Source organism: Clostridium ljungdahlii (assembly GCF_001636845.1).
GTDB lineage: Bacteria > Bacillota > Clostridia > Clostridiales > Clostridiaceae > Clostridium_B > Clostridium_B ljungdahlii_A.
In genome coordinates this window covers 20,245-40,549 of sequence record NZ_LITT01000009.1, presented here as the reverse complement: position 1 = coordinate 40,549, position 20,305 = coordinate 20,245, and the positions used below count along the sequence as shown (strand labels likewise).

The window sequence follows — 20,305 nt, the reverse complement described above, 5'->3', positions numbered from 1 at the left end:
ATGAATAGAGAAAATATTAATAAAATATATAAAAATAAAAGAATAGTTATAATTGGCATTGCTGCTGTACTTTTAATTTCTTTAGTTGTTGTATATGTGAAAAGTTATGAAAAACTTGTAAGTAAATCTTATGTCGGAACTTATCAGCTGCATAAAGTTGATGGATATTATTTGGGTAAAGGAACTAATGATGATGACAAGATGGAATATGTATTTCAAGTAGAACCTATAGATGGATCTAAAACCTTATCTGATAATGTAGATGTTACAGAAGGTGTAACTATAATAGAAAGTTACACTGATGGAGAAAAAGAATCAATATTAAAAATTGCAAATAAATCAATTGCAAAAAAATCCATGGATGCCTTTAAAAATAACTTAGGAAAAAATGATACAGTTTCTGTTTTTGCGGCTTCATATAAAAACTGGAGTGGCAAAGTCAATACAAAGTATGAGTATGAAATTTTGATTAACAAAAGTGATATAAAGGACTTTGATGATTAAAAAGGAGTAAAGCATACTCCTTTTTACAATATTTAACATAAAAATGTGTAAAATTTAATATTTTCCTCTTCCCTGAGTATCTACTTTAACCTTTACATTAACTTGTATATCAGAATTGCTTATTACTTCATTCCAATCTGTGCCCGTTTCTCTGCCGTATTTAGCAGCAGCAACTCTTCCAAGATCCAAAATATCAACTTTATATTCGTTTTTTATTTGGCTTATGGTTCTGTTGCACATTTCTACTACTAATTTTTCAGTATTTTGTTCAAATTCTTTTATATCTTTTGGGTCTTTATACATATTTTCATATAGTTCATTATTTAGTATATCACCTTTTAAATCCAAGTTTATTATAAATTTGTAATTGCCATTTTCTCTATAGCATTTGACTTTTCTTTTAGATGTTGCGTAAAAGTCTATATACTTTTTTGAATTTTGCTGTAATGTTAAAATACCTTTTACATTATTTTCTTTTAGAATATTTATGATTCTAGCTTCTTTTATATCTGTTTTTGCAACCATTTTATCTTTCTTAAATATGGCAATACCTGTAGTTTTAAGTAGGTTATCCCCACCACTATTTCCATCACCTGTAATTTCTATATAGGGCAGCAATGTATTTCTACCTTCTGCATCTATCCTTACTATAATATCCATTATGGTATACTGTGAAGGGAAAAAATTAAATTGATTTAAATTTTTTACCATTTCGTAAATATATTCTGCAGAACTAGCATAACCTTTTACGTTATATTTAAATATATTTTCAACTTTCCCTTTACATACTACACAAAATGCCCTGTCATTTGTATTTGCATTATTAAAAATTATATCTATAAAATTTTTTATTCCATTTCTAGAAGCTTCTTCACTGAAAATATATATTTTATTAATACCTAGTAAAAACTTTTTACTGGATTTTAGCTGCCTATTTTCTCTGGTTTTCCCAATAGTTGAGCCCTCTCCTGTGAGTACATTGCTCACTATTTTATTACCAGATTCAAATGAGTGCATAAGAATTGGTGCAATATAAGAAGTATATGAAGAAGTTTTTTCTATATCGGCTCCAACTCCCACAGGTATTTGTAGGTTTTCAACAAGTTCTCCTTTTGCTCCCATAAAGGATATTACAAAAATTAATATAATTAAAATCAATATAAAAAATTTATTTTTTTTCAAAACTACCACCTTTTTTGAAAGTTATTAAAATTACTATTAGTGAAATATAAATTAAGTTGTATATCAAATAAAATGACATTATCATGTCTGTATAGTGCCTTCTTCTAGTAGGATCTCCATATAAACTTGATAAAAATAAGATTATAGGGCATAAAATTAAGGTAAATGTTTGAGTGGATATTTTATTTATGACCCTATTCAGGCCATAACAAGATGAAAAATAGTAAATAGATAGGCATCTCAATACTACCAATGCCCACAATGATATAAATATATACCTAAAACTATTGATAATAGGTATATTTATACTATCAGCTAATGTTAATATTGGCCATAAGAACTTAGGTGAAATTTCAATACCCAAATAATATATAGCTAAAAAAACAAACCACGTATAAGCAGACATAGTAATTACAGTGCTTGTTATTCCACATTTTAGTAATTTGCTCTTATCTTCAAGGAAGGGGTAAATAAAAAAAACAATTTCAGCACCGCAGTAAAAAAAAGCTGTTTCTTTTGAAGATATTAATATATTTTTAAAACCTGAACCAAATACAGGCATCAGGTTTAAATAAGTTCCATATTTTAAAGTTGCAACAGGTACCAAAAGTAGTATTAGAGCTAAATAGAAAATTATTTTACATAATCTACCTAAGGGTTTCATACCTTTATAAGCTGTGTAAGCTGCAACAGTTAGTACAGGCAAAAATATTTGATAATTTTTTAAAAATGGTGTGGTATATACTTTAAATGCATTAGCTAGGCCTGCAAGTTCTGTAGTTGCTATGAATATAAAAAATGTTATAAATATAAAATTCAAGATACTACCTAAGATTTTTCCAAGAGATTTTTTACTAAGTGTGAATATGTCATTATTGGGGAATTTGTTACAGGTGTAATTTGCTAATATTAATATATATAGGGGATATACTGCACCTATTATGCAGCCTATCCATCCGTCTTGTTTGGCATCTTTTATGGCAGAGTTAGGTAAATATAAAATTCCAATACCAATAAAAGATGAAAGTAAAAAAAATGTAAATTCACTTGATGTTATAAATGTATTTTGAGTTTTATTCATTTATTTTTCCCCCTAAAATGCTGCCTTATAGGATTTATATTAGGTATAATTTTAGGCCGTTTAATCATATCTTTAATGGGTGCTCTTATAAAAGTATCTTTCATATCGCTTTTATTGAATTCAAAATAAGGTACTCCAAAGTTTTCAAGGGAGCAGAGATAAGACAATATAAAAAACCATCCTATAATTATTCCAAGCACACCAAGCCAATTTGAAAGTATAAGCATGGGATAAGCAAGAAACCTTATTGCAATGGACATTTGATAATTTGATATTACAAAAGAGGATACAGTAGAAATACCAGCAACAAATAATGTAGAAGAACTTACTATTTTAGCTTTAATAGCAGCATCTCCGATAATAATACCCCCAACTACACTAAGGGTTTGGCCAATTTTACCAGGAAGTCTTAAACCGCCTTCTCTTAAAAACTCTATAGTTAAATTCATAGCCAAAAATGACATAAAAGGTGTTAGAGCTATTCCCTTTCTAGCTTGAACGAGTGACTCTATAAATTCAACAGGTATGAGTTCAGCATTGAACTTAACAAAAGTTATATAAATTGCAGGAACAGTTATTACTATAAAAGCAGCTATAAATCTTATTATTCTTATAAAAAATGCCTGAATTGTTCTTCCATAATAATCTTCGGGTGTTTGAAAAAATTCTATAAATGTAGTTGGATAAGTTGTAACGTAGGGGGTTCCTTCTAATAAAAAGGCTATCCTCCCTTCCACTAGCGCAGCTTCTATTATATCTGGTCTTTCAGATCCTATAGTTTGAGGAAAAACACTGTACGTGTGTTCTTCTATGAGCTGTTCAATTGTACTATTTGTGGCTACAAAATCCTTATCTATTTTACTTATTTTTTCTTCTATACTCTGCAAAAAGTCTTTGTCAACTATATCTTCAATATACGCTATTACAAAATTACTTTGACTTCTTCTCCCTAATTTAAATTTATGTAAAGTTAGCTTTTTATCTTTTATTCTTCTTCTTAATATGCTTATATTTGTTTCAATATTTTCTACAAATCCTTCTCTTGGGCCTCTTAATGACACGTCGCTAACTGGTTCAGAAATTTGCCTGTAAGTACCACCTGAAGTATCTATTACAATAAAATTTGAAATGCCATTAAGTACTATTATAGTTTTACCGCTATTTATACTATCTGGAAGCATATTTATATCAGTCTCTATACTTGTATTACTTGCAGCAATATACTTTTTGCATAAATAGTCATCCACATTTTGAATAGTTGATATATCTTCATGTACGTGAAGCATTAGAGGATTTAGTATATCCCTATCTATAATATTTTTATCTGTTTGGGCATTCAAATATATAACAGCAGCTGTTAAACTATTCTTATCCCCAATAAATATGTATTTTATTACTAATTCAGATTTGTTACCAACTAAATTTTTTATATTATCAATGTTAGAATCAATTGCGGTTTCTGTGTTCTGCATGTTTATTCACCTCCGCATCAATAATATAATTAGTATGCTCTTTTTTAAAAAATTTATCCCATGATTACTCATGAGGATACCCTCTAAAAAATTGTACAAAAAAACAGGAAGTCTTTAAGCTTCCTGTTTTTTATAGAACAAAGTAGATTAAAAATCAACCTTTTTACCATAATAGATGTATTCTAACAACTTTTTCATTTCAGCATCATTTATACTTCTAGGATTTGATCCAGTGCAGGCATCTAATACGGCATTGTGGGCTATAAAATCTTCACTATCTTTAAATTCTTTTTCATCTACTCCATAATCTTTTAATGTTAAAGGAATATCCATACTCTTGTTCATATCTTTAATCATGTTGGTTAATGAATCTACTAATTCATCATCAGTATTTCCTGGAAGTTTAAGACTCCTAGCTATTTCAGCATATCTTGGCGCACAAGCTTTTTTATTGAAATCTATAACATAAGGAAGATATATTGCATTGGCACATCCATGAGGAATATGGAATACTGCACCTGTTTTATGTGCTAAACTGTGAGTTATTCCAAGAAGTGCATTTGAAAATGCCATTCCAGCTAAACATTGAGCTAAATGCATTTGATTTCTAGCTTCTTTATCTTCATTGTAAGATTTAATTAAATATTGATGTACCATAACTATAGCTTGAATAGCAAGAGGATCGGAGAAAACTGAATGAAGTCCTGCAACATATGCTTCAATAGCATGGGTAAGTGCATCCATTCCGGTATGTGCAGTTAATTTAGGCGGCATTGTTTGAGCTAATGCTGGATCAATTATAGCTATATCTGGTGTTAAATTGAAGTCAGCTAAAGGATATTTAATTTTAGCTTTATAGTCTGTTATTACAGAAAATGCCGTTACTTCTGTTGCAGTACCACTTGTAGAAGGTATAGCTATAAATGTTGCTTTTTGTCTTAATTTGGGAAGACCAAAAGGAACTACAGCCTCTTTAAAAGTAAACTCAGGATATTCATAGAATATCCACATAGCTTTTGCTGCATCAATTGGAGAACCTCCACCTATTGATACTATTAAATCTGGCTCATACTCTCTCATTAGTTTAGCGCCATTCATAACAGTTTCTACAGATGGATCTGGTTCAACGCCTTCTATTAATTTTGATTCAATACCTGCTTCTTTCAAGTAGTCTACTACCTTATCAAGGAATCCAAATCTTTTCATGGATCCTCCACCTACGACAATAACAGCTTTTTTTCCATCTAGGTCTTTCAAGGTCTCTAATGAATTTTCTCCAAAATAAATGTCTCTTGGTAAAGTAAATCTTGCCATTTTTATCCTCCTTGTAAGTACATAAAGTATTTTTAAAAGATTGTTAAAATATTATCTAGCTGATTATACTATACTTATCTGGATTATGCAAATCAGTCTAGGTAATATTTTGTAATATTTTAGAACGCATACCTTTGTAAATCTTAAACTATTGATAAGTATATTTTTATTATGTGGAGTAGAAAATAAAAATATACCGTATTATAAAGTAAAACTGTATATTTTTATGGTTAGTATTTCTTCATATAGTAGCTGGAAAAGAGGATACTCAATATAACTTTTAAAAGCACAATGGTTGAAAATGTAATACAAATTGTTCTAAATCCTAAAAGTCCAGTTACAACAATAACTGCTGATTCAAGGTAAATCATTATAGTGTAAACAAAAGATTTTGTCTTTGCTTTTATGAACTGTGTACGTTCCTCTGTTTGCGCCATTTCAATTTTTGCTGCTTTTTTAGGATCTTTTAACAATTTTATGTTGGTGATAATTCCGATTATTCCTGCAATTGTAAAAGCAATACCAATTCCTGAAAGCATCTCTTTACTGTGATTGTCTGTAAAATGTCCAAACAGAAAAAGTAGAAGTGCAATAATACCGAAAATAGTTTGAAATATAAAGTATATAAGATTTCTTTTAGCATGATTCATAAAACTATTCCTCCTCTTCAAAAATAAATACTTGTTCAATTGTCATATTAAATATCTTTGCTATCTTATAAGCAAGAAAAATAGATGGATTATATTTACCATTTTCCAGTGATATTATTGTTTGTCTTGTTACATTGCAGAAATCTGCTAATTCTTCTTGTGTGATTTTTCTTTCTTTCCGAAGCTCCCTAATTTTATTTTCCATATTTTGAGGATTCACCTCCCAAATGTATAGCATGCTTTACAATTATAGTATAGTTGACTTTACATTTAGTGTCAAACTAACTTTACAATATTATATATAAATATCTGTTTTTTCTTCCTTCTTTAGTGTGTATTTTAGAAGTTGCATAGCTTATGATATCTCCAATAGCTGTATTAGTTGGAAGTGTTAGAGTAGGAATATTGAGTGCACATCTTACTGCATTATGACCGGCAAGGGATCCTGTACATATAGCTTCTGATCGTTTTAGCAAAATGCAAGTGGTCATACATCTTTAGAAAAGTCATTTTTTTTACTGCCCCAGAACTTTATATCAAGGTTCCCGGCACATTTGTACTAGGTTCTCTATTCTATCATCTTTGCCAGTAAATTTCGATTTCCTTGAGTGTATTGCTATTTTCATGTGCTGTGTACCTCCTTAAATAGAAGTTTTTGTATGTAAAACTAAAAAACATATAAGAAAATATCTTATATGTTTAAAACATAGATCAGTTGCCAAAGTTTTTATTAGAGAGTTCTTTTATAAAATCATAAGCTTTTTCACCTTTACTTGAGGTTTGTGAAATATCTTTAATAGCTCTGTTATGGAGAGAGTAATTCCTATCTATAGTTTTATTTACTTCTTCAAATTTACGATCCATTTGTTCTGATAGATTTTTATGACATTCAGCTAACAATTGTATGTCTTTACCCTGTCTTTCAAGTAATATAGTGTTTTTATCAACCTTTTTTTCTAGTCCATCAATTCTTTTGTCTATACCATCAATTCGATTGTTAACACCATTAAATCTCTCGTCAATCTTCTTAAACCCTTGCTGCATTTCAGCATACATTTTAGTCATGAGTTCAAATATTTTATCATTTTCCATAATTATTCTCCTTTAAGGTAAAATATTTTATTCTATTTATTGATTTTCAGATGAAGAGAACTTATTGAAATTCTCAAGGTAGTCATAAGCCTTTTGACCTTTAGTTACGGCAGATTTAATTGATTTTACATCACCAGATATCTCAGCAACGGTATGAGTTAAATTATCTATTTCAACTTTATGTACTTCTGAACTGTGTTCAAGAGCTTTAAGAATTTGAGTGCTTTCTGATGTTTGAGATTCGAGTGCATCAAATTTTGATTCAAGTTTATTAAGTCTCTCGTTAGTTTTATTCTGAGAGTCAAGTATCTGTTGTAATAATTTTTCAACATTATCCATAATAATAGATCCTTTCTTTATATGTAATAACATTATATCATGAAATTATATTTTATTGAGAAGCAATTTATGTGTTACTATTTGAAACATAATATGCTATAGTACTGTCGTCTGTATTAGTGCTTGAACTTTGTTGTTTACTTGTAACTTTTTGTTCTTGATTTGTATTTGATGTTTGTGGAGTATTTGGGGTATTGCTTTGTGATGATGAAGTACTATTTTGTGATGAAGGGGTTACGTATGTTTGTAAGTCCCATTAAATAATTTACTGATACATTGAAATAATCGGAAAATAATTTTAGGGTTTCTATATCGGGTTCTCTTCTTCCTGTTTCGTAATGAGCATAAGTTGCCCTATTAATGTTCAAATTTTTACTTAATTCTATTTGTGTTAATCCTTTTTCCGATCTGAGTTTTTTTAAATTATGTGATATATCCATTTAAATACACCTCACTTTTATATTATCAAAAAATGATACAAAAACGAACAAATAATACAAAAAGCAACTATGATATAAACATAGATACGAAATGTATCATATATAATTAAATCATCCTGCGTAAGTACTGTTTTTAACTAAAAAATAAACTTATGCGTAGAAATATTTAACCGTGCTTGTGGTTGTAAAATATTCGCAGCATAAGTTTATTTTTTGTTTAGAAGCCTACTTAGAGCTATTAAACTAATTTTTTATTAAATATATTTGAAAGACCAGTATTTTTAATTCTATTTTGTATTTCTTCTCTGTCTATGGAATATAGACCTTTTTCTTTCATTCTGTTAAAAAATTCTGCACCAGCAAAAGTATATCTGTTTTTTCTTCCTTCTTTAGTGTGTATTTTAGAAGTTGCATAGCTTATGATATCTCCAATAGCTGTATTAGTTGGAAGTGTTAGAGTAGGAATATTGAGTGCACATCTTACTGCATTATGACCGGCAAGGGATCCTGTACATATAGCTTCTGTGTGACCTACAAAGAGACCACTTTTCTCTCCACCGCAAAATAAATTATCTATGCCATTTACTTTTAAGTCTACAGAAACGGGTGCTATGGAAAGATATCTTATAGAATTTCCTTTACCCCCAGAATATGGATCTATGAATTTGACATTCTCTAGTCCTCGTATTTTACGCAACTTTTCTAAAGGATAATAGGATGTCATTAACTTTACGTGGCCTGTATCTAGAAGTATTACATTTTGTGCAAATTCTTTTAAAGCATACTGCTGGCATACTTTAGCCTTTAATTTATCCATATTTATATCTTCTTCTGGAACTTTAAGTACTACTGCACCTTTTTCTTCAATTTCATGCAAGAGATTTTTATCTATAGTATCTTTGGCAAGTTTACAGGAACCGCTGAAAGCTCCGTAAGTTCCATCTAATCTCTCGCCGTGAAGATCTTCTACTCCAGCACATTTGCTTATGCTTATCCTAGGTCCGAAGGAAGGGCATCTAAGTATGCACATGGAGCAACCATTACCATATTTTATACAGTTTCCCATAGGACCTGTGGAACCTGTAGTCTCAACAAAGGCATCTGCTTCTTCATAATCTCCATTTGAGGTATATATGCCTTTTATTTTAGTACCTTCCATTTTTACATCCACTACTCTTGATATTAGTTTTAATTTTATATCTTTACTTAAAATATATTTTCTAACAGCTGGTTCGATTTTATTTACATCATAGAGCCAAGCATGAACATGGTTTATAGTATTGCAGCAGGCTTAGAAAATATTAGGATGAAGCTTGTGTGTTTTTTCACTTCCCCATAGGTAAACATCAATATCACCTGTATTACCATTCCAGTAGATTTTGTCAATTATGTTTTCTAAGATGTGCCTTTTGATTGATACATCTTTTATTAGGGAGAAGGATGAATTAAAATCTTCTAAGTTTTTCTCTATTATATCTAGATTTATCTTTCTATACATATTTTCTTCTTCGATACTTTTAGACTTGTCTAATTTCAAATTTAAATCTTTTATTGCTTTTGCTAAGTTTTCTATTTTATTTAGGATAAATTCAGAAGCAGGGGAGTTAGCTGCATTTATATTTGATAATTGCTGCAATAATGTGTTCATTTGATTATTTTTATCTTCGATTTCTTTTTTTAACATTTCAGTAAAGTTGTTTTTAATAGAGGAGCTTGATTCATTTTTATGACATTGTAGTTCTTTTAAAAGCTTATTTATGTTTAGTTTTTTTATATTTTCAGTAATAGCTTTTTCAATTTTTGGACCGTTGGCATTAGGGTTAGCACATCTGCTTTTTCCAGAATGGGCTTTCATTGTACATACATAATAGTAAATTCTTCCATTCCCATTTTTCTTAGACCTTCCGTAAGAGACACGCATTGGTGCACCGCACAAAGCACATTTTAATATTCCAGATAACAAAGATTTTTTAGAGGTTCCCTGTCTTGGATTAGATTTTCTCTTATTTTTATCTAATTGAAATTGTACTTCTAGCCAGGTAGTACTTTCAATAATTCCTTTATGCTTGGCAACTGCAGCAATCCACTTATTTGTATTTCTAGTTATATATTTTGAATTGCGTTTATTATATGTAATAATTCCATTGCCATTAGGTATGCCGCAGGTAGTTATACTTAAGCCCTTTAAATATTTAAAAACCGAATCGTCTGATTTGACATAAACGGGATTTCTAAGAATATCATTTATTGACATAGATGAAAAGTCTCCACCATTTTTTCCTTTTATGCTATTAGTAAGCAAATATTTAAGAACTAAGGATATAGAACCAAATTCCATGTATTTACTATATATCAATTTAACTTTATCCAATTCTTTTTTTATAGGAGAAAGTTTATGCATAAATTTTTGTTTCATTTCAGAGTTATAATAAGTTACTTTCTTAGAATTGAAACCAAGGGGAGTTTGACCTCCAAGCCAGCGGCCGGATTTTGCAAGTTCTAACATATTATCTCGAACACGTTCTGCAATAGTTTCCCGCTCTAACTGTGCAAATACAGAAGCTATATATACCATGGCTTTACCTATAGGTGTACTTGTATCAAACTGCTCTTTTACACTTACAAAAGATATATTGTGTTTCTGTAATAATTCTAATGTAGTAGAAAAATCAGCAACATTTCTACTAATCCTGTCTAATCTGTAGCATATTAAAAAATTAAATTTTTCTTTTTTAGCATCCTTTAAAAGTTCTTGAAATCTAGGCCTATTTGTATTGCCGCCAGAAAAACCTTCATCTTCATATATTATAAAACTGCTTATTTTCAAATTATTCTTTGCGTATTCTTTACATATTTGTACCTGATTTTCTATAGACTCACCTTTGCATGTAAATGTGGATTTTCTGCTGTATACAGCTGCTATCATTTTTTAAAATCACATCCTCAAAAATTAATATAGTCTTATATTAAATTACATGGGCTTAATTAACTTTTTATTCCTTTTTAAATTAAAAATTTTCATCACACAATAAGTTGATGTGAATATAATATTGTAGGTAAATATGCTTAAAAAATAACTGGGAGATGTTATTTTATGGCCAAGCCAATAAAAGTAAGAATGCATTATTCAAAAGACCCTAAAATAATGGATGAACTGGAAACAAGAAAGGCAAGAGCTTTTGCAAGAGCACTTATAAGCGAATTACGTGTTGAACAAATAGATGAACTCATAAAAACATTAAAAGAAAGACAAACATGGAATAAATAAATAAGTATAGACATATTGAAAACCATTCAAACTAAAATTAAGAATATGAAAAAATGAGTGTACCTTCGGAGGAGGTATAAGATGGAAAACAAAACTAAAATGAGATTTGAAAATATAGAGCAGAGAGATAAACAGTTAAAAGAGTTTAGAACTATAAAGTATATTATAGATAAGAAAAATCCTTTAATAGTATGGATATATATTTAAAAGGAGGTGCAGCAATATGAATAAGGAGGTACGGCTTTTAAAAGCAGATGAAATTGAAATAAGAGTACAGAGCTTAAAGAAAACTGCAAACGGTGTAGGATGTGTTTTGCTCTTATATAAGGATGCAAGAGTTGATATGAAAATACTTGATGAAACGTTTGGAATGACAGGGTGGAAAAGAACTCATGAACTTATAAATGGAAGATTATTTTGTAATATAGATATTTGGGATGATGAAAAGAAACAGTGGATTAGAAAGCAAGATGTGGGAGTGGAAAGTTATACGGAAAAAGAAAAGGGTCAAGCTAGTGACAGTTTTAAAAGGGCAGGATTTAATATTGGAATAGGAAGAGAACTTTATACAGCTCCTTTTATATGGATTAGTTTACAGCAGGGAGAATTTGCTGAAAAAGATGGAAAAGTTACTCTGTCACCAAGGGTACATTTTCAAGTTAAGTCAATAGGATACAACAAGAATAGGGAAATCAATCAGTTGGAAATTCAAGATAATTATTATAGATTAAGATATTCTTTAGGAAAAGCTGGTGGTGATCAGAATAAAACAGTTACTATAGACAATAAAGACGTAATAAATAAAAATGAGCTTCACTGCGAAAAGTGTGGAAACATCATATCGGAAAAAGTAGCAGATTATAGCAATAAAAAATTTGGAAAAATGTTATGTATGAATTGTCAGGTAAATGTTAAAGGTGCTCGAATTTTAAGTACGGCCAAATAAACAGAGTTCTTGAAATTAGATGGATACTTATTGTAAACATGTCGAAACATCCTAGAAAGATGACGTTTTGACATGTTGCTTTTATTTGAATTAAAAAGTTAAAGCTTTTAATAAGGTCGCAATACTATAAACGGAGCATGCTTATGACCGGGAAAATCCAGGTTTTTGTGTCTAGTAAGACTGTCTGTGATGCTTATTAGATCTCCTGCTCCAAGTGCAGTGATTTCTTCTGCAGCAGTGTATCTGCCGTTATTTCTCATTATTCCTCCTACATTTCCTAGGCCAAGTACCATGTCTGTTTTTTCATATACAACTACATCAGCACCTGCTTTTTTGGCAGATAAAGCTGCGGAGCATCCGGACCATCCTGAGCCAATTACTATTATTTTCATAAAAAAATACCCCCTATAATAATCTTCTACCTTTAAATAAATCTCTTGGATCCATCTGCACCTTGCATAGTCTTCTAACTATGTCACCATCATAGTGTTTGGTGCAGCTTGCACATATTCCTTCACCGCAGCTCATTTTGGAATTATTGCAGCAGGAAAAATTTATGAATTTGTTTTTTGAATTGTTCATTTTATCTATAAAATCTATAATTTCATAACTCATTATATCCGGGCCTCCACAGTGTACTAAGTTTATGGAATTTTCCCGGAGAATTTTTTCCAAAATTAATTTGAATTTCTCAGATAGATTTCCCTCGTCTAATATAGTGCAATCTAACACTTTTGATTTGCATTCTTTAAAATAATCCTCATAAAAATTTTCTTTAAATTGTGTGTCAATAATAGATATAACCTTGTTCTTATTGGAATATAATTTTTTCATAACTGGAATAGAAGGAGCAATTCCTATGCCTCGAGCTATAATTAATGATATACCATCTTTAGCATTAGAAACATTTGAAAGTCCCATTATTCCGTTTGAAAACGGTCCTCTAAGAAGTATTTTATCTCCTTTATTTAATTTAAAAAGAGCTTTAGTTTTTGTGCCGCTTGATTTTATTGCAACATCTAGAGTATTGTTTGTTTTATCAGCGTTTATAATGGAAATTGGTACATCGTAATAATTTACACTTTCCTTATTCCTTAAAAATACAAAGCTTCCAGCATTAGATAATTCTCTTACTAGGTTTTCTGGTCCTTCTAAAGTAAACATGCAAAGAGAATCTTCAGCTACTTTTTTGTCTAATATAGGACAATCATAAGTTTTTCTTAAATTTTTTGCTTTTTTACCATTGGAAATATATTGTTCATATATACAAACTCCACACCAGTCTTTGCATTGGCAAAACTCTTCACCGGAAAGTTGAGAGCATAATATACAGTCAAGAGTCTCTGCCAGGTGGCATGGACAATAGTCACTTCCTGCATCAATACAATACATGTAAATAACCTCCGTTGATATTATTATAAAACTATGTACAATATTAGATTATTTTTCAGAATGATTTTTGTTACTTTAAAATGAAAAACTATGTTAAAATAAAAACATTGACTGCTAAATTTAATTACTCAGATAGGGGTGTTCTGTTGAAAAAAGGATACATATATTCCGTATTGTCTGCCATATTATTTGGAACTTGCGGAATCATAATAAAAATTGCTTTCTCAGAAGGGGCAAATTCTATAAATATATTGACACTTCAATATATGATGTCAATTCCAATTATGTTTCTAGGCATACTTATAATAGATAGTAAGGCTTTAAAAATAGGAAAAAAGGATTTATATCACACAGCAGTTCTTGGCATAGTGGGTAATACTTTTATGACTATTTTCTATTACATGGCTTTTAATTATCTTGACGTTTCAATGGTTACCATACTGCTTTATACATATCCTGCTATGGTTTTTATTTATTCAGTAGTATTTCAAAAAATGCAGGTAGGTTTTAATAAAATTTTTGCTCTTATTGCAACTTTTATAGGTTGTTTTTTAGCTTTGGGTCTTAACCAGGGGATAAAGGCCTTTTCAACAAAAGGTTTTATGTATGGAATTCTAGCAGCAGTATTTTATGCTTTTATGAATATATATACGGAGAAAAAAATGGATAAATTAAATCCACTTTCAGTTAACTTTTACTCCATTATTTTTTCATTTTTATCTTTAATAATTCTTAAATTTCCAGTGGAAGTGTTTAGACAGGATTTGAACGGAAAATTAATTGTTTGCATTGTAATATTAGGAGTGTTTTGTGAGATAATACCTTTAACTTTGCTTTACGCGGCAATTAAACATATTGGATCTTTAAAAGTTTCAATAATAGGTAATTTAGAAATACCTACAGCTATGTTTCTTTCCTTTTTTATTTTAAAGGAACCTTTAACACTACTTCAAATTTTTGGAGCAGCATTTGTCATTTATGCCGTTTATAGTATTAAAAAAATAGATTGATTTTTATTTAGTTATCACAGTCATATTAGGTGACTATGATAACTATTTCAGACTGAAAATTGAGATTCATGCATTAATAGATAAAGTATATTAATGGAAAAGAACATTTAGATATGAAAATTATTTTAAAGATTTTTGTTTTTTACTGTAAGAACAAGCTTTCTTTTCGATAGTATCTAGAGATTCACTTAGACATTCTTCAATAACATCAGGTGTTATTAATATATTTTTCTTCTTCAAATTACCGCCTCCTTTTACTCATTAAATTTAATTATATTCTATTAAACGGAATATGTCAACTAAATTATTTCGAAATACATACTTTTATTGGAACAATATATAGTATATAGTTATATGACTATAATTATAACTAATAATTAAATATTCTGCTGTAATTTTTTTAATATGTAAATACTATAAATAGTAATATATTAAAAATAGGGGGTATATTAGTGAAGAAAATCATAGCTTTCATAATTTCAATAGTTATATCAACATGTGGAGGAGAATTTGTATATGCTAAAACTGCTTATGGTGTAAGTAGAATAAGAGGGGCAAATAGATATGAAACATCTGCAAATATAGCAAATAGTTTTAGTAGCGACAAATTGGAAAATGTAATTATTGCAAGTGGGGATAATTTTCCAGATGCTTTAGCAGGATCTGTGCTTTCAAGAAAGGAAAATGCTCCTATATTGTTAGTAGGAAAAGATGTAAGTTCTAGTGGAGAGTCTATTAACTTTATAAAAAATAAGTTAGATAAAGTAGGAACTATCTATATATTAGGAGGAAAATCATCTGTAAGTAAAAATTTTGAGAGTTATTTTAATTCATTAGGATACAGCAGCGTTAAAAGATTAGGGGGAAGAGATAGATTTGATACAAATTTTACAATTGACAGATATTTAATGACAGAAAAAGGTACTCCAGTGGTTGTAGTAAATGCTTTTGGATTTGCAGATGCTTTAAGTGTTTCAAGTATTGCTGCGTCAAAAAGATACCCTATTATCATGACTGATTCATTTAACTTAGCTGATGAAACAAAAGAAACACTGAAAAGTATAGAGCCATCTAAAGTATTTATTATTGGGGGAGAATCATCAGTAGCAGGTAATATAGTAAGTCAGTTAAAAGAAATTGTCCCATCACTCAATAGCAATAGCATAATAAGAATAGGGGGCATGAACAGATATGATACATCCTTAGATGTATGTAAATACTTTAATCAAGCTTCAAATGAAGCTGTCATTGCAAGTGGTGAGAATTTTCCTGATGCGTTATCTGCAGGTGCACTGGCCGCAAAAAACAATGCACCCATAATATTAACAGATGGAGTTGGCATATCAGATCAAAAACAATACTTGGATGGATGCAACTATGAAAAAGTTATTTTAGTAGGCGGCACTGGAGCTGTAAGTGAAGATGTACAGAATGCTTTAGAGGGCAAAACTGTTATTTCAGATGAGGATGCTAAAAAATTGCTGCTTCAGGGTGATGATGCCTTTAAGAAAATATTAAAAATTAATGTAGATGGAAACTCCTATGTGGATGTATCAGGTGTAAGCTATGCTCCCGTAACAGATAACATGGGGGAATACAATTCCATAAGTAAATATTTAAATCAAAACTATGGATTGAACAACTATTATACGAATGATTTTGTAAATACTCTAATAAATTTTATGTTTAAGGATATTGATGGTAAAGTTTATATGAGATATGGAAATCCAGAACCTGCACTCACTGTTGAAGATTCTGAAGTAGGTTCTAAGAAATATAATGGTAATAAAGTTGATATTATGTTAAAGGGTTATTATTATGGAGAGTTATCCTATGCCAATGCCACTTTAGTTTATGATGGGAATAGGTGGCTCATAGATAAGTTTGATAACTGGGGAGTAGAATAATTTATCTTGTAATATAGGAAACTATTGGAGATTAATTACGTCCACATTATTGACGCTGTTGTTTGTACCGGTTGTATACACATATGATTTTAAGAAATCTTTAAAAAAGTCAAATAACATTTAATGAAAAGTAAACACATACCATGTTTAAATCGGTATGTGTTTACTTTATACTATTCTAATTTTATATTGTATTCAATACCGTGTTGAAAGCTAGGTATAATAGGACATACTAGAGCTGTTATATTTACATTATAGTGCCTGTATTGATTTTTGATATATAGAATACTATAATAGCAAATATAGGCAGTTTGAGACGGAAGGTGCTATATTTATGGTGAATACTTTAGAAAAAGAGCTATTTTTCATAATTAACAATTTGAAAATGGAAGGATATGTTTCTTTTTATAGGAGATATCAAACAGCATTTTTTATTGCAATAACCATAGTTGCAGTGCTATTATCATTTATAATTGTATTTTTTATAAATATGAAAAAGAGAAATTTAATGGAGCAAAGATATAAACTAGCTGTAGAAAGTTCTAACATTGCTATTTGGGAATATGACATAGATAAAAATAACTTTTTCGCTTCAGATAAGTGGGAAGAAATTACTGGGTATAAAGTTAGCAAGAATGATAATCTTAAAATCATATTAGAAAAATTGTTACCAGATGAAAATAAAAAGATAGTGCTAAATTATTTACAGGATCACCTAGCAGGGATAACTCCTTTTTGTGAATGCGAGTTTAAATTAACAACTAAATGTGGGAAGAAAAAATGGATTTTTATTAGAGCAAAGGCAATTAGAAATGCAAAAGGAAAAGCTTTAAAAATAGCAGGCTATGTTGCTGATATTACAGAACAAAAGCTTATACAGGATAAAAATAAATATCTAGGTTATTATGATAGCTTAACAGATCTTCCTAATAGAAAAATGTTTCAAGATAAGCTGGATAATGTATTGAAAAACTCTAGTGAAAATAGTAAAAAAGGAGCATTACTTTTTATAGATTTAGATAATTTTAAAAGGGTAAATGATACTTTAGGTCATCAATGTGGAGACAAGCTTCTTCAATATGTGGCAAATACATTAAAAAATATTATGGGAGAAGATAATACTGTATTTAGATTAGGTGGAGATGAATTTTTGATAATACAGCATGACATAAAGGATAAGAATGATGTTGTAAAAGTTTGTAATAAAGTAATACTTGCATTTAAAGGACCATTTAAAATAAACGAAAATTTAATTCACATTAGTGTTAGTATAGGCATCGCCATGTATCCTCAGGATGGGACTACAGCCGATTCTTTACTGAAAAATTCAGATATAGCTATGTATAAAGCAAAGGATTCATGTAAAGGTATATATAAATTTTATAATAGAAGGATGTCTTATGAAGTTTCGAGAAAAGCAGAACTAGAAGAGGGGCTTAGAAGTGCTTTAGAAAATAATCAATTTCAGTTATATTACCAACCTGAAATTGACTGTAAAACTGGAAGAATCAAGGCTATGGAAGCTCTACTAAGGTGGAAAATTGGGGAAAATGAATTCGTTTCTCCAATTGAATTTATTCCCGTAGCTAAAGACACATCATTAATAGTTCCTATTGGTAAGTGGGCACTGGAAACTGCTTGCAAGCAGCATAAACGATGGTTAAATAAAGGATATGATTTTGGTATTATATCAATAAATGTCTCAAAAGTTCAATTACAACATCCCAATTTTTTTAAAATGGTAGAGACAGTTTTACATGAAAGTAATCTTCCACCAGAGCTTTTGGAAATTGAAATTACAGAAAATGAAGTTATGCAATCTTTACAATCTAATATAGCTGCCTTAGAAAAGTTGAGAAGACTTGGAATAGGCATTGCCCTAGACGATTTTGGGACAGGTTATTCTTCATTAAATTATTTAAGATTACTTCCTATAAATACTCTCAAAATTGATAAGTTTTTCATTAATCGAATTCATCTTAATTCCAAAGATTGTTCTGTAGTAGACGGCATAATAAATCTATCTCACAAGATGAATATAAGTGTAGTTGCTGAAGGAGTTGAGTTCGTAAAACAATTTGAAATACTTCGATCTATGAATTGTAATAAAGTTGAAGGACACCTGTTTAGTAAGCCCATGCCTGTAGAAAATATTGAAAGTGTGGTTTATTCAGTATGTAAGTTTAATCATATGTAAGCATGAATTAAATATAATTGTATTTAAAACACATTATGCTGTTATACAAAAAATAAGGGACTGTCACACTGAAAATAAATTCTACAACATATTGTATTGGTAAGTAAATTATAAAACAATATGTTGTATGTAAATTTCTTAGTGCAACAGCTCTTTTCTTAATAAATTTATTAATGTTTCCCTGCCAATTCCTGATCTTTTTTAGGATTTGTAAAGCTAGGTTCTGTAGGATTAGGGTCTCCATAGTATCTACCTGGTGTTGAAAGGTCAAAATACAATTTGGAATCTTGAGTTACACCAAAATCCTTATTTGAACCTGTATCTTTAACTTTATTTAGTGCCTCTCTAAATAGTGCATTGTGAGCTTCTTCACGTTCTAGTAAGAAATTTATTGTCTCACGTACATATTTATCATTGACTTGACGATATAAGTATTCGTATACTACTTTTGCCCTTTGTTCAGATGCTATATTTGAAAGCAAGTCTGCCACAAGATCTCCTGTAACGGTTACATAATTTGCAGTCCATGGTTCTCCAGAAGAGTTCATTAATACTGGTGCTAATCCACCTAATACGTGAGTTTCAATTTCTCCACTACCTACTGAATTAAAATCAACTGAATGACCGTTCAACAAATTTACAGTCTGTGCAACCATTTCCATATGGCTGAGTTCTTCTGAACCAATATCTAAAAATAAATCCTTTATTGCAGGATCATTTACTCTAAAACTCTGGGATAAGTACTGCATGGCAGCCTTAAGTTCACCATTTCCACCACCTAATTGTTCTTGCATTAGTACTGCATATTGTGGATTGGGTTTTTCTACCTTAACTTCTTTTAAAAGTGGCTTCTCATGTTTAAACATTAGTATATCAACCTCTCCTTCATTTTGTAATTTATGAATCTAATTTAGTTTTTACAAAATGAACACATATAATACATTTTATAGTTGATGTGATTTCAATATACAAAAAACTAAAGGAAAAGATTGAATAAAAAGGTTCTTGGCATTTTTGATTGATATGTTAGGAATTGTATTTAAAAGGTTATTTTATTTGCTGTCTTAAATTTTTAAATAGCTCAAGCATAAAGGCTTGTTCATTAATTATGTGTCTAACTAGTTCCTGCCAAGCTTTATTTGCTTTTGCTAAAGTAAGCAATTGGGGATAAAAAGATAGGGCACGGGTATCGTAATATATGAATCCATCAATTAATTTTTTTATATGCATAGTATATTGAGCAGGATTGGTGCTTGTAGACTTTTTTAGCTGAACTGCATTGTTATATAATTTTAAAAATGCATTGTGAAGGTTATTTAAGCCATCTACTATAGGTCTTGGTAGTTTAATATTAGAAAGGGAAGCTACAGTCTTGAGAAAAATTGGATGATCACTTGAAATATGAGACCACAGTTGAAGTTCATTGAAAACGCAAGTAAATTGATTCATGTAAGTGTAGCAATACATGAGTTACCTCCTGATAAAATTATACATAATAATATAATATGCAG

20 protein-coding genes and 3 pseudogenes are annotated in these 20,305 nt (G+C 29.9%); 7 read left to right on the top strand and 16 right to left on the bottom strand.

Features of this window, described 5'->3' with window-relative positions:
- On the top strand, positions 1 to 504 hold the full coding sequence (locus tag WY13_RS04755; protein WP_063554564.1) for a hypothetical protein: 504 nt from the start codon (positions 1 to 3) through the stop codon (positions 502 to 504).
- A gap of 54 nt (positions 505 to 558) precedes the next feature.
- Here WY13_RS04755 and WY13_RS04750 read toward each other — a convergent pair whose 3' ends face one another.
- The 12 genes and pseudogenes from WY13_RS04750 to WY13_RS04695 form a co-directional block, all read right to left on the bottom strand.
- Positions 559 to 1,695, bottom strand: coding sequence for a Ger(x)C family spore germination protein (locus WY13_RS04750; protein WP_347459136.1), 1,137 nt, complete (start codon positions 1,693 to 1,695; stop codon positions 559 to 561).
- Positions 1,673 to 2,767 carry a GerAB/ArcD/ProY family transporter gene (locus tag WY13_RS04745; RefSeq protein ID WP_063554562.1) on the bottom strand — a complete coding sequence of 365 codons (1,095 nt, stop codon included), beginning with the start codon at positions 2,765 to 2,767 and terminating at the stop codon, positions 1,673 to 1,675. Before WY13_RS04745 ends, WY13_RS04750 begins: the two co-directional genes overlap by 23 nt.
- On the bottom strand, positions 2,764 to 4,239 hold the full coding sequence (locus WY13_RS04740) for a spore germination protein (protein WP_063554561.1): 1,476 nt from the start codon (positions 4,237 to 4,239) through the stop codon (positions 2,764 to 2,766). Before WY13_RS04740 ends, WY13_RS04745 begins: the two co-directional genes overlap by 4 nt.
- Before the next feature lie 147 nt (positions 4,240 to 4,386).
- On the bottom strand, positions 4,387 to 5,553 hold the full coding sequence (locus tag WY13_RS04735; protein WP_063554560.1) for an iron-containing alcohol dehydrogenase: 1,167 nt from the start codon (positions 5,551 to 5,553) through the stop codon (positions 4,387 to 4,389).
- Positions 5,554 to 5,783: 230 nt separating this feature from the next.
- The gene (locus WY13_RS04730; protein ID WP_063554559.1) at positions 5,784 to 6,203 is read right to left on the bottom strand and encodes a hypothetical protein; all 420 of its coding nucleotides are present in this window, start codon (positions 6,201 to 6,203) and stop codon (positions 5,784 to 5,786) included.
- Positions 6,204 to 6,207: 4 nt separating this feature from the next.
- Positions 6,208 to 6,408 (bottom strand): helix-turn-helix transcriptional regulator, encoded by a 201-nt coding sequence (locus WY13_RS04725; RefSeq protein ID WP_063554558.1) that lies wholly within the window; start codon positions 6,406 to 6,408, stop codon positions 6,208 to 6,210.
- A gap of 94 nt (positions 6,409 to 6,502) precedes the next feature.
- Positions 6,503 to 6,667, bottom strand: a pseudogene (locus tag WY13_RS04720) (FAD-dependent oxidoreductase); the annotation flags it as partial.
- Positions 6,668 to 6,914: 247 nt separating this feature from the next.
- Positions 6,915 to 7,295 carry a hypothetical protein gene (locus tag WY13_RS04715; protein ID WP_063554556.1) on the bottom strand — a complete coding sequence of 127 codons (381 nt, stop codon included), beginning with the start codon at positions 7,293 to 7,295 and terminating at the stop codon, positions 6,915 to 6,917.
- Between the two features lie 36 nt (positions 7,296 to 7,331).
- Complete coding sequence (locus WY13_RS04710; protein WP_063554555.1) at positions 7,332 to 7,634, bottom strand: hypothetical protein; 303 nt, start codon at positions 7,632 to 7,634, stop codon at positions 7,332 to 7,334.
- Positions 7,635 to 7,849: 215 nt separating this feature from the next.
- Positions 7,850 to 8,074, bottom strand: coding sequence for a helix-turn-helix domain-containing protein (locus WY13_RS04705; RefSeq protein ID WP_063554554.1), 225 nt, complete (start codon positions 8,072 to 8,074; stop codon positions 7,850 to 7,852).
- A gap of 238 nt (positions 8,075 to 8,312) precedes the next feature.
- Positions 8,313 to 9,344, bottom strand: a pseudogene (locus WY13_RS04700) (FAD-dependent oxidoreductase); the annotation flags it as partial.
- 21 nt (positions 9,345 to 9,365) lie between these two features.
- Positions 9,366 to 11,000, bottom strand: a complete 1,635-nt coding sequence (locus tag WY13_RS04695) for a recombinase family protein (protein WP_063554552.1) — start codon at positions 10,998 to 11,000, stop codon at positions 9,366 to 9,368.
- A 168-nt stretch (positions 11,001 to 11,168) separates the two neighbouring features.
- Between WY13_RS04695 and WY13_RS20850 the strand changes: the two genes are divergently transcribed.
- The 3 genes from WY13_RS20850 to WY13_RS04690 all read left to right on the top strand — a co-directional run bounded on the left by WY13_RS20850 (position 11,169) and on the right by WY13_RS04690 (position 12,288).
- Complete coding sequence (locus WY13_RS20850) at positions 11,169 to 11,342, top strand: hypothetical protein (RefSeq protein WP_156498962.1); 174 nt, start codon at positions 11,169 to 11,171, stop codon at positions 11,340 to 11,342.
- An 81-nt stretch (positions 11,343 to 11,423) separates the two neighbouring features.
- Complete coding sequence (locus tag WY13_RS22045; RefSeq protein ID WP_013238508.1) at positions 11,424 to 11,549, top strand: hypothetical protein; 126 nt, start codon at positions 11,424 to 11,426, stop codon at positions 11,547 to 11,549.
- A 16-nt stretch (positions 11,550 to 11,565) separates the two neighbouring features.
- Positions 11,566 to 12,288, top strand: a complete 723-nt coding sequence (locus WY13_RS04690) for a hypothetical protein (protein ID WP_063554551.1) — start codon at positions 11,566 to 11,568, stop codon at positions 12,286 to 12,288.
- A 134-nt stretch (positions 12,289 to 12,422) separates the two neighbouring features.
- Here the strand turns inward: WY13_RS04690 and WY13_RS04685 are convergent.
- Together WY13_RS04685 and WY13_RS04680 are read right to left on the bottom strand one after the other, a co-directional pair.
- Positions 12,423 to 12,680 (bottom strand): annotated as a pseudogene (locus WY13_RS04685) (FAD-dependent oxidoreductase); the annotation flags it as partial.
- 13 nt (positions 12,681 to 12,693) lie between these two features.
- Positions 12,694 to 13,680, bottom strand: a complete 987-nt coding sequence (locus WY13_RS04680) for a sulfide/dihydroorotate dehydrogenase-like FAD/NAD-binding protein (RefSeq protein WP_063554549.1) — start codon at positions 13,678 to 13,680, stop codon at positions 12,694 to 12,696.
- A 146-nt stretch (positions 13,681 to 13,826) separates the two neighbouring features.
- Between WY13_RS04680 and WY13_RS04675 the strand changes: the two genes are divergently transcribed.
- The 3 genes from WY13_RS04675 (at position 13,827) to WY13_RS04665 (ending at position 18,794) form a co-directional block, all read left to right on the top strand.
- A complete protein-coding gene (locus WY13_RS04675; protein WP_242866327.1) occupies positions 13,827 to 14,690 on the top strand; it encodes a DMT family transporter in 864 nt (287 codons plus the stop codon).
- 452 nt (positions 14,691 to 15,142) lie between these two features.
- On the top strand, positions 15,143 to 16,597 hold the full coding sequence (locus tag WY13_RS04670; RefSeq protein ID WP_063554548.1) for a cell wall-binding repeat-containing protein: 1,455 nt from the start codon (positions 15,143 to 15,145) through the stop codon (positions 16,595 to 16,597).
- Positions 16,598 to 16,931: 334 nt separating this feature from the next.
- The gene (locus WY13_RS04665; RefSeq protein ID WP_063554547.1) at positions 16,932 to 18,794 is read left to right on the top strand and encodes a sensor domain-containing protein; all 1,863 of its coding nucleotides are present in this window, start codon (positions 16,932 to 16,934) and stop codon (positions 18,792 to 18,794) included.
- A gap of 170 nt (positions 18,795 to 18,964) precedes the next feature.
- Here WY13_RS04665 and WY13_RS04660 read toward each other — a convergent pair whose 3' ends face one another.
- The gene (locus WY13_RS04660; RefSeq protein WP_063554546.1) at positions 18,965 to 19,660 is read right to left on the bottom strand and encodes a manganese catalase family protein; all 696 of its coding nucleotides are present in this window, start codon (positions 19,658 to 19,660) and stop codon (positions 18,965 to 18,967) included.
- Positions 19,661 to 19,841: 181 nt separating this feature from the next.
- On the bottom strand, positions 19,842 to 20,261 hold the full coding sequence (locus WY13_RS04655) for a DUF2935 domain-containing protein (RefSeq protein WP_063554545.1): 420 nt from the start codon (positions 20,259 to 20,261) through the stop codon (positions 19,842 to 19,844).
- Positions 20,262 to 20,305: the final 44 nt, after the last annotated feature.

Excerpts from the sequence above, each read along its gene's own strand:
- WY13_RS04680 (WP_063554549.1), bottom strand. The coding sequence starts at position 13,680 with ATGTATTGTATTGATGCAGGAAGTGACTATTGTCCATGCCACCTGGCA.
- WY13_RS04710 (WP_063554555.1), bottom strand. The coding sequence starts at position 7,634 with ATGGATAATGTTGAAAAATTATTACAACAGATACTTGACTCTCAGAAT.
- WY13_RS04665 (WP_063554547.1), top strand. The coding sequence starts at position 16,932 with ATGGTGAATACTTTAGAAAAAGAGCTATTTTTCATAATTAACAATTTG.
- WY13_RS04735 (WP_063554560.1), bottom strand. The coding sequence starts at position 5,553 with ATGGCAAGATTTACTTTACCAAGAGACATTTATTTTGGAGAAAATTCA.
- WY13_RS04725 (WP_063554558.1), bottom strand. The coding sequence starts at position 6,408 with ATGGAAAATAAAATTAGGGAGCTTCGGAAAGAAAGAAAAATCACACAA.
- WY13_RS04660 (WP_063554546.1), bottom strand. The coding sequence starts at position 19,660 with ATGTTTAAACATGAGAAGCCACTTTTAAAAGAAGTTAAGGTAGAAAAA.
- WY13_RS04730 (WP_063554559.1), bottom strand. The coding sequence starts at position 6,203 with ATGAATCATGCTAAAAGAAATCTTATATACTTTATATTTCAAACTATT.
- WY13_RS04745 (WP_063554562.1), bottom strand. The coding sequence starts at position 2,767 with ATGAATAAAACTCAAAATACATTTATAACATCAAGTGAATTTACATTT.
- WY13_RS04740 (WP_063554561.1), bottom strand. The coding sequence starts at position 4,239 with ATGCAGAACACAGAAACCGCAATTGATTCTAACATTGATAATATAAAA.
- WY13_RS04755 (WP_063554564.1), top strand. The coding sequence starts at position 1 with ATGAATAGAGAAAATATTAATAAAATATATAAAAATAAAAGAATAGTT.
- WY13_RS04695 (WP_063554552.1), bottom strand. The coding sequence starts at position 11,000 with ATGATAGCAGCTGTATACAGCAGAAAATCCACATTTACATGCAAAGGT.
- WY13_RS22045 (WP_013238508.1), top strand. The coding sequence starts at position 11,424 with ATGGAAAACAAAACTAAAATGAGATTTGAAAATATAGAGCAGAGAGAT.
- WY13_RS20850 (WP_156498962.1), top strand. The coding sequence starts at position 11,169 with ATGGCCAAGCCAATAAAAGTAAGAATGCATTATTCAAAAGACCCTAAA.
- WY13_RS04715 (WP_063554556.1), bottom strand. The coding sequence starts at position 7,295 with ATGGAAAATGATAAAATATTTGAACTCATGACTAAAATGTATGCTGAA.
- WY13_RS04655 (WP_063554545.1), bottom strand. The coding sequence starts at position 20,261 with ATGTATTGCTACACTTACATGAATCAATTTACTTGCGTTTTCAATGAA.
- WY13_RS04690 (WP_063554551.1), top strand. The coding sequence starts at position 11,566 with ATGAATAAGGAGGTACGGCTTTTAAAAGCAGATGAAATTGAAATAAGA.
- WY13_RS04705 (WP_063554554.1), bottom strand. The coding sequence starts at position 8,074 with ATGGATATATCACATAATTTAAAAAAACTCAGATCGGAAAAAGGATTA.